Here is a 15,466-nt window from a genome sequence, read left to right on the forward strand (position 1 = left end):
TTCGTTGTCGCCTTAACGACTTAACTATCTTATCATGGTTAAAATCATTAGTCAACAACTTTTTTAAAATAATTTAAGTCGTTTACTATCAGTCTTGCTCATTTTGATGAGTCAACGTTAACAACTATACTCTCTTACTATAAATGAGTCAACTATTTTTTTATAAAGTTTTAAAATACAAGCCTCTAACATATATATACTTTGGAGGTGAGCATACTGATTAAAAGAATACTGCTACTGATGATAGTAATGTTAGCTATTCTACTCGTCTTTATTCCGACTAAAAACAATTTACTTAGTGTATTTCGGTTAACAGATGAGCCAAACGTTATTTTAAAGGGAACATACGGAAAGGCATTAACAATTGATCTTTCATATGCCGACGAGGAATTTATCAAATGGCTAAACGAAACAAAATCTCCTTACCCATTATTAATGGTAGACCCAGCATTATTAGAACGTTCTAAAACTCTCGTAAAAGTCATTAAGTCTAAAAACATTCCTGTTGGTTTATTAGGCAAAAGCAGTGAAATATATGAGGAAAACCCATCTCAACTGGAACAAGATATAGAATTGTTCAACACCATTATGAAACAACTTCCACTTTGGTTCAGAACGAAAGATTACATCTTCCTGCCAAACGTTTCAAATGCTTTATGGAAACAAAAGATCAATATGTTAGCAGCATCTAAAATCGTCACAAATTCAAAAGAAATAAAGGTTTCAAACGGAGACATTATTGCCATCCCTTATCATCAAGAAGAAAGAATCACCATAAAAAACTTAGAGCGACTAATTGAGAGTAACCAATTTGGACAAATTGAAGAAGTTATTTTTGGTTATTCCGCAACCACTAAAAAGTATCCTAAATAGAAAGAAGGCTATTTCACCATAACCAGGGAAATAGCCTTTCTTCACTTTTGTTTCGCTTTTTTGCGGTTTGTTTGTTTATTATTCGCTTGTTGTTTTGTAGCGTTGGCATTATGTTCTTTACGGCGCTCTTCCCTTTTCTTCAAATCAGCTGCTGATTGTGCATTATATTTAGGTAATTCCAGTAGTTGGAATGCATTAACAGCCAAAATTGGGAATAATAAAATCGTGATATATTGATTGCCTCCTTCAGTACGAACCCAAAGCGCAATCAACCATTCGATAATACTTACAAAAACCATGAAAAATAAAGCGGAGATAAGGATATGCTTTTTATTCGTCATTTTGACTTTTTTGATAGCCGTCAAAAAAGCAGCTACTAATAATACCGCTAATAAACCTATGTATAGGAACCAATCATTTGCAGTATCGGCATATGGCCTAAAACGGAAATAGACCACATCTGCAATCGCTATAATCATCAACAATAGTTGTACCCAATTCCACAAAGTTAATGAGCGGAAAATATTTACCCCGATTTGATGCACCGTCAGATAGGCAAAATACCCCATTTGGCAAACCATGCTAATTGTAAATCCAAGAAATACAAACCACAATAAGCCACTGATTGCTTCAGTTAGTTCACCATTAGAAAAATGCGGTCCATAAAAATTTCCCCACCGAACGATTAAACTCATAACCCCAGTGACCAAGCCGCCGATAATCAACGCTCTTAAAGCAAACTTCAACCAATTACGTATCGTCACAACGAGTGTCCTCCATTTTTTTAGAAGTTCTTGTTTCATTCTAACATGAATATTTAAAAAATCTATTTCTTCTCGTTCTCCATACATATTACACGGGCTTTTGTGAACAATAAATGAAACGACTGATACACAAAAGTGAGGGAAGGTTATGTATAAAAAAGCCATTATCTTTACATTTCTTCTTGCTCTTTTAACAGGTTGTTCCGCTGCTGCTCCTCCTCAAAGCCAATCGTATGAAGATATAAAAAAATCCACTCTAGATGCATTGCAAACAGAGGAAGGAAAAAAGGTCATACGAAAACTTCTAGAAGATCCGGCCATGAAGGATATGCTTGTGCTCGAGCATGATGATGTCAATTCTGCTATAGAGGACACATTGCTTTCTAAAAAGGCCGAAGAATATTGGAAAACCCAATTTGAAGATCCTAAATTCCGCGAAACATTTGCGAAAAGCTTGAAAAAGGAACAAAAGGATCTCCTGAAAGATTTAATGAAGGATGCCTCTTTCCAAAAAGACTTGGAACAATTTTTCTCTCAACCCGATATGCAAAAACAATTAGAAAAAATCATGAAATCAGCAAGCTCTAAAGAAGATTTAGAAAAAGTGATTGCTGAAGTCATAAAAAGCCCAATGCTACAAGAAAAGTGGGCAAAGCTAATTGAATCGTCAGGAGAAAAGTCTAAGTCTTCAGATGGCGGTGGCGGCAGTGATGGTGGCCAAGGTGGCGGTGGCGGCGGCTCCGGTAAAGGAGTTGGCGGTAAGTAAGCATGAAAAAGGGATGAAGCATTTAGCTTCATCCCTACTTTTTTACCTTAATCTTCTTGCTCTAATTTATCACTTACACGCTGTGCAATTTCTAAATAAATTTGACCTGTTGAATGATTTTTGGCATAAACAGATGGCGCAAAATCAACTTCATTCCAATCTGGTTGTCCTAAAGGTATTTGGCCAAGTAAATCAGTTCGCAATTCATCGGCTAGCTTTGGACCGCCGCCTTTTCCAAATACATATTCTTTTTCACCTGATACATCAGATTGGAACCAAGACATATTTTCAATCACACCAAGAATTGTATGCTCTGTTTTGATAGCCATAGCACCAGCACGAGCTGCTACGAATGCTGCAGTTGGGTGTGGCGTTGTTACAACGATTTCATTTGATTCAGGCAACATTTGGTGAATATCAAGCGCAACATCCCCAGTGCCAGGAGGAAGGTCTAATAATAAGTAATCTAAATCTCCCCACTCAACATCACGGAAGAATTGATCCAATACTTTGCCAAGCATAGGTCCGCGCCATACAACTGGTGCATTATTTTCGACAAAGAAGCCCATTGAAATCATTTTTACTCCAAATCGTTCCACAGGGATTATACGATTCTCTTCTACAATTGGCATAGTTTGTACACCCATCATATCCGGTACACTAAAGCCATAGATATCTGCGTCAATTAAGCCTACTTTTTTCCCTAAACGTGATAAAGCAACCGCTAAATTGACAGCGACAGTAGATTTCCCCACTCCGCCTTTACCTGACGCAATGGAGATGAATTTCACTTTATTTAAAGGCGATAACAAATCCTGTGCTTCTGCACGAGTGGCAGTTCCACGGAATTGCTCTATATTTTCTTGAGGAAGTTCTTGGAATCTGATGCCGACTGTTTTAAATCCTGCTTCCTTTAATGTATTGACGATTTCCATTTGAAGAGAAAGTTGTTCAGGTGTATTTGTTTTCGCAATCGCAATTTTTACACTGACATGTTCTTTCTCTTCTTTAATTGAAACCTCTAAAACCCCACCAGTTTCCTTTAAGGATTTATGTAGAAAAGGATCTTTTAATGCTCCCACTAATTCCAGAACTTGTTGTTCATTAATCACTGTAGACACTCCTCTATTGCGTTTGCCTTTAGTATATCATAACGCTTACAAATAAGTATTATGGCATATCTTATTCAATAGAGGATTCAGAATAACGTTCAATGCCATCCACAATTGCTTCCGCCATTTTTCGTTGATAATCAGGAGAAGACAATAGCTCTGCTTCTTCAGGATTACTTAAAAAGCCGGTTTCAACTAATACAGCTGGCATTTTCACTTTTTTCAGCAAATATACTTGCTTTATTGCTAGTGCCTCACGATTTGTATTTTTTAGGTTCTCCTTGATGGAGTCTTGGATAGAATTAGCTAACAATTCTCCTGCTGGATGCCCATTCGCATGGTAAAACACTTGAGCTCCGCGCCACTTTGTTTCAGGAATAGCATTTGCATGTATGCTTAGGAATAAATCCGGTTTTTCCTTGTTCACTAATTTTTCTCTTAAGAATATGTCTTGCTTTTTGCGTTCTCTCAAAGTGTTAAATTCAGCTTTAGGTGTATGCTCGGCGATCACATCATCATTCTTTGATCTTGTCATATATACCGTTGCGCCTTTTTTCTTTAAAAGCTTTTCCACTTCTTTCGTAATAGCCAACGTTACATTTTTTTCAATCAACTTATCTGTAGACGCCCCTCCATCAATCCCCCCATGCCCCGCATCCAATGCTATCTTGACACCACCCAAGGTCTCGGAAATAAAGAATCCGCGATTAGATGCTTTGGTCTCATACACAACTATGAAAATACAAGCTACTAAAACAACACTCCATATCATCCAACGTTTCAATCACAGACACCACCTTTTTACCATACCATATGCGGAAGACTGTCCCGATATGTCGGTAGCATAAGCAAAACAAAAACCCCTTCTCTGCTGTATGAGAAAGGGGCTTTGTTTATTAGTATTAATAAGCGCGGGCAAACCACACTGTATGTTTTGCTTCTTTGCCACAATTTAAGCATGTATGCTTTGTTGTTGGCGGATTGAATGGTATGTTTCGCGTAGTGAATTTTGTTTTTTCTTTTATCGTTTCTTCACACGCATCATCTCCACACCAGCCAGCTAAAACCCAACCAGGAATGGTTTCTTGTTCTTTAGACTTTTCTAAATGGGTTGTTAACTCATCTAATGTTTCAATATGCGTGTGTGAATTCTCTGTTCGGAAAGCTTTTGCTTTTTCTAAAAGACGCGTTTGCATCATTTCAAGTTCTTTTTCTACATGTTCAATGACAGCATCTAAAGATACCGAGACTTTTTCATCCTCATCGCGTGCTTTCATTAAAGCTTGCTGATTTTCTAAGTCACGAGGACCTAGCTCAATACGGACAGGAACACCTTTCAGCTCCCATTCATTAAATTTATAGCCGGGCGATTGATCTGAATCATCCAGACGAACACGAATACCTTTCGCTTTCAATGCTGCGAAAATTTCATCGAGTTTCTCAATAATGGCAGGATTCTTTTTCCATGGACCGACCGGAATAAGCACCACTTGTGTAGGTGCTATCTTTGGTGGCAAGACAAGGCCTTTTTCGTCTCCGTGAACCATAATAACAGAACCAATCAAACGTGTAGATGTTCCCCAAGAAGTTGTATGCACGTAAGTATGCTTGTTTTCTTTATTCAAGTATTTGATATCAAATGCTTCCGCAAATTTTGTACCTAAATAATGAGAAGTCCCCGCTTGTACAGCTTTTCCGTCTTTCATCATCGCTTCAATAGAGAAAGTATCAACCGCACCAGCAAAACGTTCTGATGGTGTCTTTTGCCCATCATAAACAGGGATAGCAAGAAGTCCTTCAACTACCTCTTTATATATAGATAGCATTTGCATCGTTTCTTTGCGTGCTTCTTCTTCATCTACATGTGCAGTATGACCTTCTTGCCACAGGAACTCGGATGTACGAATGAATGGAAGAGTTTTCTTTTCCCAACGGAAAACATTTGCCCATTGGTTAATTAAAACTGGAAGGTCTCTGTAGCTTTTAATCCAGTTTGAATATAAATGGCCAATCATCGTTTCAGAAGTTGGACGTAATGCCAAACGCTCTTCTAATTCTTCTCCTGCTGCTTCTGTCACCCAAGGAAGCTCTGGTGAAAATCCCTCAATATGATCCTTTTCTTTTTGGAAGAAAGATTCAGGAATTAACATTGGGAAGTATGCATTGCGGTGCCCCGTTTCTTTAAATCGTTTATCCATCTCCGCTTGGATATGTTCCCATATCTCATAGCTGTCAGGTTTGAATGCAATACATCCACGTACTGGAGTGTAATCAATCAAATCTGCTTTTTGAATTGTATCAATATACCATTTTGAAAAATTGTTTGTCATTTGAGACATTTTCTTTTCCTCCTTAGAAAAAATAAAAAAAGCATAAAGCGTCCAAATAAGGACGTCTTTATGCTAGTAGACGTGGTACCACCTTAGTTCGGCGTAAATAAACTTTATGCCCTCTAAACGTTTATAACGAAACGACTCGGTTAGCTTTTCACTAACATCTCCGTGGCAGGGTTCAATAAGAAGAGGTGATATAGCTTCCAGCCTAGGCTATACTTTCTGGTTCACAATTCTTATTTACTTGATCACTTCATTGATTATATATATAAACAAATATATCAACTTGTTTCAGATACTTCAATCATTAGTATCAACACAAATGCTAATTTGTATACCATATTAACATATTCTTTTTCTAATATGGATAGAAGATTTATAAGTCTGCTCCCCCTACCATTACTTTCGACGATGGATAGGGGGTTTTATAATTGGTTCTTCTATCAAATGGTTCACGATAATAACACGTTTTTCAATTGACTTTCTGATTAAATTAAAATAAACTACTAACATACTTTTTAAAAAGTACTTTGATTAAAGTATTTTAAATAAAGCATAAATGAATATAGCAAAAGGAAGGATTCAACAAATGAAGTTTACTCAATTCTTAAAAACAAAAGGGGCAATCGGAGCCATATTCATGGGCATATTTTATGCGGTTGCCATGTTAGGGATCTTCTTGCCTGGCTATTCAGCAATCCCAGGAAATATAGATAAATTACCAATTGCCATAGTTAATGATGATTCTGGTGAATACGGTGCAAAGATTGCCGATCAGTTACAAGAGAAGTTACCGTTTAAAAAAATTGAAATGGATTTAACAAATAAAAAAGCCTTAAAGGATTTAGAGCATAATGATTTAGCGTTAGTTGTACACATTCCAAAAACATTCTCTAAGAATATGCAAAAAGGTGAAACATCTTCAAGCATCGACTTTACAATCAATGAAGCCGGAGCTACAACCGTTTCCTCTTCTATCAATTCTGTCATTATGGCAATCAATAACCAATTTAGCACTCAATTTTCTCAACAGACAGCAGAAGGCATTCTAATGAACGTGAATGTACCAAAAGAGCAAGCGGCTGAATTAGCTAAAAAGATTGAAACGTCGTATGTAGGAAACGTCGTAAAAATTAACGAGATGCCAGATGGTATGAATAATAACATGTTGCCAATGTTCTTAACGATGGCTGGTTATACAGGTGCGATGATTGGTGCCATGCAATTAGTAGGCGTATTCAAGGGCAGTCGTGGAAAAGCAAGTAAAACTCGCTTATTCTGCTATGTACAATTAACAGCATTGATAGTGGCAGTAGTATCATCACTAGCCGGTACAGGGATTGCATATTTAATTAATAAACCGAGCGGTAGCCTATTCTTCAGCGTATTAGGACACCAAATTCTTAATTACATGGTCTGCTTCAACTTCACGGCTATTTTAATCTTTTTAGTTGGAGAAGTAGGCATGATTTTCAACTTACCAATTTTACTCATTCAAACACTAGCAAACGGCGCGACTATTTCCCGCGATATGATGTACTTGCCTTATAAATGGATGAGCTATATTTCACCAATGTATTACTCTGTACAAGGATACTTTGCTGACTTATACGGAAGTATCAGTGCAAGTCCATATATTTGGTCAATGGTTGCAGTCGGTGCAGCTGCTATGTTGATTAACATTGGGATTGTTGCATTTATTCACAAACCTATCCCAGTAGAGGAATCTTCCACTGAAACAGACAAATTAAAGAATTCGTCTGAAGCAACTATCTAGTTTTTGTTACAATAGAGTTAACATGCTTCTTGAAGGAGTGTTAGTATGTCTATTCAAATCTTTATATTGAGCAAACTGATGGAGGGTGCCAACTACCCTTATAAATTAAAAAAACACCTATCCGATCCAATTCCATTAGATCAAATAGCTGGATTAACAGAAAGTAAGCTATATTATAATTTTGACTCCCTAGCTAAAAAAGGGTTGATTGAAATTATTGAAATTAAAAAAGAAGAAAATCGACCAGATAAGCAAGTATTTGCGATTACCGAAAAAGGTCGCGAAGAGCTGCCCAAGCTCATATACAAGTTATTTGAGAATGCCAAAGAAATTACAGATATGGTCGTGGGCATAGCAAATATCAAATATGTGAACCGAGAAAAAGTAATTGAGATATTAGAAAAGAAAGCTCGAACTATTGAAAGCCAATGGGCGCACGTAATTGGGTTCAAAGACCAGATTGAGCTAGATGAAGATAGTGAGAAGTTTGTAAACTACATGACAGGTTATGTATCAACTAAAACGGAACACACGATTCTCTGGCTAGAGGAACTAATTAATCGAATTCAACAAGGGCAGCTATAACAGATGAAAGCAGTCAGTTTTCCTAATAAAGGAGAACTGGCTTTTTTCTAACATTAATTTGATAAGAACTTATATATCAAACCTCTTTCCGTTGCTATATCAGAAAGAGGTTTTTATGATAAATATGCATGTTCAATTTTGTACATCAAACAAGATAATGATACGATGGCTCATTCTACCAAGGCCCAGGCAATATTGTTTTTAAAAACACGTAAACGAGCTAATTCTCCTTGTATCAATACCAAAAATCACCCAGGTCCAACCAGTCCATCTGAAACCTGAAACGGATCTTGAACCTACGAAAATAGGATAGTACCAAAATGCGTCACCATTGTTTAGCCATACGTACGTATTACGGAACAGACACATTCTAATTGCTCCTGGATCTACTGCTAATGGCGAAACAGTTGTTGACTGTTGCGGAGTAAATGATGGGGGCGGAGCAGTTGGTGCCTGTGAAGTGCCTGGCGTTCCAGGAAATGATGGTCCTGGAGAACTTGGTATCCCCGGTATTCCTGGAAATGAAGACCCTGGAAAACTTGGCATTCCTGATGACCCAGGGAAACTTGGAAATTGGAATGGATTATTCATTTTAAAAATCACCACCTTAAATAAAACTCTAAAGTAGTGTATGTTGTATTGTCCTTTTGTGTTCAATTACTCTCAGATCAAATAGAGTACCAATTGATACAAAATAAAAAAAGAATACCCTGATATATGGGCATTCTTACTGTTTTTATTTTTTTTGCTTCGGATCTAGGATGGATCTTAATTCCTTTATATCCTCTTCAGATAAATTATCCTCCTGAATAAACTGTACTAACATAGACTTCAGTGTGCCGCCATAAATACGTTTAATAAACGATTCTGCCTCAGCACGCTGACATTCATCCTGCTCATACAGCGGAAAAAACGTATACACCCTTTGTTCTTTATTTACTCCCACGACTTCTTTTTTAACAAGACGATCTAAGAGCGTACGTATTGTTTTTGATTTCCAATCAGTTCGTTTCTGTAGGGCGGAGATTACATCATTTGCAGTAAGCGGCGCCTCTTTCCAAAGCACCGTCATCACTTCCCATTCAGACTCTGATATATTGGGAATATTTTTAGACATCATACAACCTCCTTTAGTAGATCAATAATTAATATATCCCCATGTCCTTTAAAATGGACAAAGTTATTTCTGCCGCCTTTTTACCCGATGCCTTTTCTTTTCTCTGAATATTGGTTGCAAAGAAATACGTATTCTTCCCATTCTCAATATATCCAATGAACCAACCATTCACTTCTTTGTTATTTACAACGCCTGTACCCGTTTTTCCAGATAGCAGTACCCCATTTTTTTGCTCAAGTTTGATTGCCTTTTTAACCGCTTGGACGTTTTTATCCTTAAACCCTAGCCGATTAGTATAGAAATTTTTTAATAACTGTACTTGTTCAACTGGTGATATTTTTAAAGATGATTCTAGCCAATATTGACTGATCCCGCCCGACATGTCGGAATTGCCATATTTCATTCGTTTTAAATAAGATTCAATGATTGCAGTCTGATTTCGCCTATCTAACTCTTGAAAATACCAGCTCACTGAATTTTTCATCGCAGTCGACAAATTTTGTTTTGAATTCCAAGAATCAAAAGGATACTTGGTCCCATTCCATTTTAGGCTAGAATTTTCACCTGATATAATATCGGACTCCAATCCGATTAATGCACTATAAATCTTGTAAGTAGAATCCGGAGAAACTCGAAGTGTACTTCTATTTTTATTATATATTTTATATTGGTCAGCCTGGTTATCGTATAAGACAAAGCTTCCATCATACCCCTTGAAAAGATTACTCGGATCCAAATAACTAGTCTTTTCACTCGTAAACTCATAACGATTCTGGTTCTGAGCCATAGCTGAAATGAATGGAACCTGACTCCCCACCAATATGCCTAACATCATAAAAACCACTATACTCTTCAGTTTCAAAAGCTTCGATTCCTTTGTATAACAAGCAATATGCTCTATACGGCTTTTCATTTGCTTTTTGAAGCCATTAAATTGATTGGCTAAAATTAGGTTTTTCTGCTGCGAGACTTTCTCTATAAAATGGATAATCGTCAGCCCATATTCTTTGTGATAATTCTCATCTAAGGAAGCTAAAACTGCATAATCGCAGGTGATTTCCCGATCCAATCGCATCTTTCGAAAAGCTAGCCAAACTAGTGGATTGAACCAGTAAATAATTTGGAAAAAGAGGATAAGGTAATTTACAACTGTATCTTTATATTTATAGTGATTAAGTTCATGTAGCAAAATATATTTGATTTCATCTTTTGACAGCCATTGATCAAATTTAGAAGGCAATACAACATAATTTCTTAGAAGACCTATTATCATCGGAGAATCGACAAGCTTTGACTCTCCTACTGCTATCTGTCCCGATATACCTAATTGCTTTTTGCACTGTTCAAATAAAAACAGTATATCTTTATTTACTAAGGGGGATGTTGTTCGTTTAATTTTCTTTATATCAAGCCAAGCAATTATTGCTAGCCATAACATAACTAGCATTCCTGCGATCCATATATAAGTTAATACCGTCCCCAGAAATTCTATATTAATGCGATGAATAGATAAGGAATAATCCTGTATCCAATTCGAATGTTGAGCATCTTCAATATTCGCCAACACTGGTTTTTGTTCATTATGTCGGTTGACACCCAAATCGATAGAAGGATATTTAATAGGCAGTAACTGAAAAGGAAGAAATGGCAGAATCAAGGCCACCATCAATAAAAACCACATATGATATTTCCCTTTTACAGATAACTGCTTTTGGAAAATCTTCCTTCCCAGCATAATTCCTATAACCGTTAAAGAAGAAACTATAAAACAAATGATGAAGTATGTAAAAAGCAATGTTTTCACCTCTTTTATTCATTCGAAGAAGTTAAATAAATTCTCTCTAAAACTACAACTGTAATATTCAAATATTATCATGACGGTTATGGTTTATCAAACACCCTTTCTACTTATGCATTCTGTAATTCCCCTCTTGTTAAAAAAGGTTGACCAACAAGGATTACAGTTGTAGTATTGTATTACACTTGTAATACATATGATTTGAAAGGTGGAGACGATTTAATCTATTTAAGACAATAATGATGAAATAGAAATGAGGTTATAACTTGAAGAAATTAACGAATACATTATGTAGACTAAATAAAACCCTCTTTTTATCTTTGCTAGGTTTAATCCTGCTAGCTGGTTGCACGAATGCAACTAATTCTTCTGCTGCTTCACCTGAGCATAAAACCACTAAGGAAAAAGGCACGCATACTGAAGAAGCTTTCAAAAAGCTGGAGAGTGAGTTCGATGCCCGTCTTGGTGTTTATGCGATTGATACGAAAACAAAAAAGAGTATCAGCTATCAATCAGATGAACGATTTGCTTTTGCTTCTACTTACAAAGCACTTGCCACAGGTGCCATGCTTAAGCAAAAATCCATGAAGGATCTTGATAAGATTATCACTTACACTAAGGAAGATTTGGTCACCTATTCACCTATCACTGAGAAATACGTAGATACAGGAATGACAGTGAAGGATATTGCGACTGTTGCTATCCGGTATAGTGACAATACAGCAGGAAACCTACTTTTCAATGAATTAGGAGGTCCTACTGGATTTGAAAAAGCCTTAAGGAAGATGGGAGATAAGGTAACACAGTCTAATCGTTTGGAACCTGAATTAAACCTTACCACTCCCGGAGACCTTCGTGATACAAGTACACCGAGAGCACTTGCATCAAATCTTCAAAAATTCGTGATTGGTGATGTACTTCCTACAAAGAAGAAGGCACTCCTAACCGATCTGCTAGTTGGGAACGCCACAGGGGACACATTAATACGTGCAGGTGTACCTAAGGATTGGGTTGTTGCTGATAAAAGTGGAGCAGGGGTCTACGGAACACGTAATGACATTGCTGTTGTTTGGCCACCCGATAGAAAACCAATAGTAATCGCTATCCTTTCTTCTCGCAATACGAAGGACGCAACCTATGATGATGCTCTTATTGCAAAAGCTGCGAAAGTTGTAGTAAACGCTTTAAAATAATATACAAAATAGGACTGAGATCTTTCCGTTCATCATGGTTATACTTGGCCATGTTTATTATAGATTTTATTTTTAAAACCCAACTGCTTTCTTGTGGAAGTTAGTTGGGTTTCTTAATTAATTAATTATTTATCCATATGTTACTCGGCCATTAATTCTTGATTTATTCAAATTTACTCATAAATAATCAAAAAACCCTTTCTCGGTATTTCGAGAGTGGGTTTGAACACATTGATTCATACAAAAATCCTATTATCCAATCAAGAAAGCACCGTACCATAATGCTTTGGTTCCTGTTCCCCATATAACTTCGTTACTGCTTCATCAACTGCATCCCATCCAGTCGTGTTAACTTCTTTCGTCATTATTTACCTTCCATTTTAAAATGTGTTTATTGTTATCCTTTTCTCGATTGGAAAAGCAATCATCCCTTACACAAGTTTCTATAATATGTATAAATTATAATGATAAATCAGCCTAATTGTAACATATGGTAAAATTGTTCAATCATCATAACTGCCTTTATTGAAATAGTGATCTCTTCTGTTCTTTATGCAATATTTCTACGTGTTACATAGTGTCTGGATTACTAAATAAACAAAAAAGAATGCAACAGCAAAATTTTCTGCCCTCCGTTCTGGCATCAATTCCCCTGTAATTAATTGAGCAAGCTTCTTTGCAACCTCTTTATTTAAAACGAATGCTCCTTTCACATAAATGACGATGCAGAGGAGGTTACAAATGTACAACTATATATACTTTTGATAAACTTTTTGAAAACTTTTTCTATTCATGATAGGGTGGAGTTGTCCTAAAAAAGGCATTTAATAGAGTTTGAGTCTTCTTAGTTTAAAAATTTAAAAGAAAGAGAGCGATTGTGATTGAGTCGGTAACATCAAAAAAGATGATGAAGATTTTGTTATTTTTAATCAGTGTTATAGCAGGTGTCTTGCTATATGTAGGATTCTTTATGAATATCTTGCCTATGTTTTTTGCTAACATGGAGAATATTGAAAAGAACATCTTAGCAATTTTTATAATAACTTTCACTGTCTATGTATTATTGAGCATCATATTTAACCTGGACACTAAAACTGATAGATATATACTCCTGGCACTCTATCTACTGGTTTTAGTATTAGGCTTACTTCGCCCTGATCAGCAATATTCCGCGGAAATTGGATTATATGCCTGGAATCCGTTTGGATTTATTTCTGATATTAAAAGTGATCATTTTTCACTGATTGTTATGGTTATTAATCTCTTAATATTTTTACCAATGTACTTTTTATTAGCATACACAAACATATTAAAAACGTTTATGAAGAGATTAATTGCTTTTGAAGTGTTTGCAATTTTAATCGAATATTTACAAGCTCAATTAAAAGTCGGTATTTTCGACTTAGCCGATATATTTTTATATAACGTGAGTTTTCTTATCGGATATATACTTTTTTTACCAGTTTTTAAAAATTTAAGAAAGCGATTTAGGACAAACATTGAATGAGATATGGAATCGTGTAAACATTCTTTTTTGTACTTGTAATTTTGTGCTTAGGTTTAAGTATAATTGGAATGTTCAGCTGTAGCTTTTACTATCATTTACGATGATATATTACTAGATACATATGAAATTATTTTATAAATTATTGGGAGGTAGAAATGGAACAAAAGTTAATTGACCAATTAAACGAGTGGCATGAATCAGATGAACATCAACGAATTATCGATTTCCTTTTAACAATTTCTGATGAAGAACAGGACTATGACTCAATCAGCCTTTTGGCCAGAGCCTATACCAGTATGGGGCTTTACGAAGAAGCGCTCTATCACTTTGATAAAATTTCTGAGGCTGGCAAACAGGATTCTCTCTGGCATTATCGGGTAGGGTTTGCTTTATATTATTTAATGCGTTATGAGGAATCAGCTCAAGCCTTTAGCAGAGCTGATCAACTAGACTCTGGAGATCAATATACAGAGTATTTTTTAACACGGAGCAGCCAGAAAGCGGAGAAGCAGAAAAGAGAAAAACTTCGCCTTTCCAAAAAGAAAGCTTCCATGGCACGTGGCGAATCAGTCAATGGGAAAGTTCTTTTTTCGGATATGTTTTTAGCTAATTTCTGGGAGGACAGCGAGTATGCGAGAGAGTCTTATCAATCTGAGCTACCGACAGATGAACTAATTGATTCGATAGAGAAAGAGCTTGGATACAAGCTTCCTTCTTCTTATATTGATTTGATGAAGCAACGGAATGGCGGTGTGCCGAACAACACCAACTTCCCAACAACGGAACCCACTTCCTGGGCAGAAGATCATATTGCCATTACAGGGATCATGGGAATTGGCCGTATGAAAAGCTATTCTCTGTGCGGAGACTTAGGTAGCCAATTTATGATTGATGAATGGGGATACCCTGATATTGGTGTGGTAATTTGTGATTGTCCTTCAGCCGGACATGATGTTGTTATGTTAGACTATCGAGCTTGCGGTATAGATGGTGAACCAGAAGTTGTTCATGTCGATCAAGAAGACGATTATGAAATTACCTTCCTTGCCGATAACTTTGAAGAGTTTATCAAAGGCCTTGTGAACGATGAAGAATATGATACTTCTGAGGAAGACAAAGAAGAAGATCTGGATAAAGTAGCACATGGCAAATTTTCTCCTCTGCTTGAGGAACTGTGCTCAAGGGTAATCGAAGTAGACCAAGTTGAACAGAAAATCCGCACTATCTGTACACAGATTTGTGAAGAGAAAGGCAATTTTTCTTTTCAAGCTGATGAATTATCGTATCTCATGTATGATGTCCAATTCTGGTTGTATACGAAGTCCTATCCAGACACCAGTCGTGATCAATATGTGGCAGCCTACCCCAAAATAATTGCATTTGGCGGAGAATTTGGTCAAGGCGGATATGCTCCCTCTTTCATTACAGATTGGCTGGATGTCCGCAAAAAAGAAGAACGGATTATACAGGACCACGGGATTATTCGGTTTACTGATTCATATTCAGAAGAAGTTATAAATAAGTTACAAGAAGCCTAAGTTGTGTATACCTCTATAATGAACGGAGCTCGCTTTAAAAGCGGGCTCTTCTCCTTGTAATCTCCTATCTAAAATTATATATCTATACGTTTCCTCTCACTCA

Annotated in this window: 14 protein-coding genes and 1 other annotated feature; of the genes, 7 read left to right on the top strand and 7 right to left on the bottom strand. The window is 36.5% G+C overall.

Annotated elements, in window-relative coordinates:
• The first annotated feature begins 240 nt into the window (after positions 1-240).
• Positions 241-873, top strand: a complete 633-nt coding sequence (locus AC6CHJ_RS13430; RefSeq protein ID WP_498288982.1) for a hypothetical protein — start codon at positions 241-243, stop codon at positions 871-873.
• Between the two features lie 41 nt (positions 874-914).
• Here the strand turns inward: AC6CHJ_RS13430 and AC6CHJ_RS13435 are convergent, their stop codons facing one another.
• A complete protein-coding gene (locus AC6CHJ_RS13435) occupies positions 915-1,637 on the bottom strand; it encodes a KinB-signaling pathway activation protein (protein WP_392997095.1) in 723 nt (240 codons plus the stop codon).
• 148 nt (positions 1,638-1,785) lie between these two features.
• Between AC6CHJ_RS13435 and gerD the strand changes: the two genes are divergently transcribed.
• Positions 1,786-2,403: a spore germination lipoprotein GerD gene (gene gerD / locus AC6CHJ_RS13440; RefSeq protein WP_066790833.1), complete on the top strand. Its 618-nt coding sequence runs from the start codon at positions 1,786-1,788 to the stop codon at positions 2,401-2,403.
• Between the two features lie 47 nt (positions 2,404-2,450).
• Here gerD and salA read toward each other — a convergent pair whose 3' ends face one another.
• The 3 genes from salA to proS form a co-directional block, all read right to left on the bottom strand.
• Positions 2,451-3,515, bottom strand: a complete 1,065-nt coding sequence (gene salA / locus AC6CHJ_RS13445; protein WP_066790835.1) for an iron-sulfur carrier protein/transcriptional regulator SalA — start codon at positions 3,513-3,515, stop codon at positions 2,451-2,453.
• 70 nt (positions 3,516-3,585) lie between these two features.
• Positions 3,586-4,299 carry an N-acetylmuramoyl-L-alanine amidase CwlD gene (gene cwlD / locus AC6CHJ_RS13450; RefSeq protein WP_066790837.1) on the bottom strand — a complete coding sequence of 238 codons (714 nt, stop codon included), beginning with the start codon at positions 4,297-4,299 and terminating at the stop codon, positions 3,586-3,588.
• Positions 4,300-4,417: 118 nt separating this feature from the next.
• A complete protein-coding gene (gene proS, locus AC6CHJ_RS13455; RefSeq protein WP_498288984.1) occupies positions 4,418-5,854 on the bottom strand; it encodes a proline--tRNA ligase in 1,437 nt (478 codons plus the stop codon).
• Positions 5,855-5,899: 45 nt separating this feature from the next.
• Positions 5,900-6,114, bottom strand: a binding site (T-box leader).
• A gap of 323 nt (positions 6,115-6,437) precedes the next feature.
• Between proS and AC6CHJ_RS13460 the strand changes: the two genes are divergently transcribed.
• Positions 6,438-7,625 (top strand): YhgE/Pip domain-containing protein, encoded by a 1,188-nt coding sequence (locus AC6CHJ_RS13460; RefSeq protein WP_498288986.1) that lies wholly within the window; start codon positions 6,438-6,440, stop codon positions 7,623-7,625.
• A 45-nt stretch (positions 7,626-7,670) separates the two neighbouring features.
• Entirely contained in the window at positions 7,671-8,210 is a 540-nt protein-coding gene (locus AC6CHJ_RS13465) for a PadR family transcriptional regulator (protein ID WP_147197378.1), read from the top strand.
• 201 nt (positions 8,211-8,411) lie between these two features.
• Here AC6CHJ_RS13465 and AC6CHJ_RS13470 read toward each other — a convergent pair whose 3' ends face one another.
• The 3 genes from AC6CHJ_RS13470 to AC6CHJ_RS13480 all read right to left on the bottom strand — a co-directional run bounded on the left by AC6CHJ_RS13470 (position 8,412) and on the right by AC6CHJ_RS13480 (position 11,122).
• The gene (locus AC6CHJ_RS13470) at positions 8,412-8,801 is read right to left on the bottom strand and encodes a collagen-like protein (RefSeq protein ID WP_498288988.1); all 390 of its coding nucleotides are present in this window, start codon (positions 8,799-8,801) and stop codon (positions 8,412-8,414) included.
• Positions 8,802-8,946: 145 nt separating this feature from the next.
• Positions 8,947-9,327 carry a penicillinase repressor BlaI gene (gene blaI, locus AC6CHJ_RS13475; protein ID WP_147197382.1) on the bottom strand — a complete coding sequence of 127 codons (381 nt, stop codon included), beginning with the start codon at positions 9,325-9,327 and terminating at the stop codon, positions 8,947-8,949.
• 28 nt (positions 9,328-9,355) lie between these two features.
• A complete protein-coding gene (locus tag AC6CHJ_RS13480) occupies positions 9,356-11,122 on the bottom strand; it encodes a BlaR1 family beta-lactam sensor/signal transducer (RefSeq protein WP_498288989.1) in 1,767 nt (588 codons plus the stop codon).
• Positions 11,123-11,391: 269 nt separating this feature from the next.
• On the opposite strand from AC6CHJ_RS13480, the gene bla reads away from it, so the two are divergent.
• The 3 genes from bla to AC6CHJ_RS13495 all read left to right on the top strand — a co-directional run bounded on the left by bla (position 11,392) and on the right by AC6CHJ_RS13495 (position 15,363).
• A complete protein-coding gene (bla, locus tag AC6CHJ_RS13485; protein ID WP_498288991.1) occupies positions 11,392-12,318 on the top strand; it encodes a class A beta-lactamase in 927 nt (308 codons plus the stop codon).
• Positions 12,319-13,195: 877 nt separating this feature from the next.
• Complete coding sequence (locus AC6CHJ_RS13490; protein ID WP_498288992.1) at positions 13,196-13,825, top strand: VanZ family protein; 630 nt, start codon at positions 13,196-13,198, stop codon at positions 13,823-13,825.
• 155 nt (positions 13,826-13,980) lie between these two features.
• A complete protein-coding gene (locus AC6CHJ_RS13495; protein ID WP_498288994.1) occupies positions 13,981-15,363 on the top strand; it encodes an SMI1/KNR4 family protein in 1,383 nt (460 codons plus the stop codon).
• The last annotated feature ends 103 nt before the right edge of the window (positions 15,364-15,466 follow it).

This window comes from Rummeliibacillus sp. GQ308 (assembly GCF_059759115.1).

Coding starts and splice junctions, on each gene's coding strand:
- AC6CHJ_RS13430 (WP_498288982.1), top strand. CDS start 241: ATGATAGTAATGTTAGCTATTCTACTCGTCTTTATTCCGACTAAAAAC.
- gerD (WP_066790833.1), top strand. CDS start 1,786: ATGTATAAAAAAGCCATTATCTTTACATTTCTTCTTGCTCTTTTAACA.
- proS (WP_498288984.1), bottom strand. CDS start 5,854: ATGTCTCAAATGACAAACAATTTTTCAAAATGGTATATTGATACAATT.
- AC6CHJ_RS13460 (WP_498288986.1), top strand. CDS start 6,438: ATGAAGTTTACTCAATTCTTAAAAACAAAAGGGGCAATCGGAGCCATA.
- AC6CHJ_RS13465 (WP_147197378.1), top strand. CDS start 7,671: ATGTCTATTCAAATCTTTATATTGAGCAAACTGATGGAGGGTGCCAAC.
- AC6CHJ_RS13470 (WP_498288988.1), bottom strand. CDS start 8,801: ATGAATAATCCATTCCAATTTCCAAGTTTCCCTGGGTCATCAGGAATG.
- blaI (WP_147197382.1), bottom strand. CDS start 9,327: ATGTCTAAAAATATTCCCAATATATCAGAGTCTGAATGGGAAGTGATG.
- AC6CHJ_RS13495 (WP_498288994.1), top strand. CDS start 13,981: ATGGAACAAAAGTTAATTGACCAATTAAACGAGTGGCATGAATCAGAT.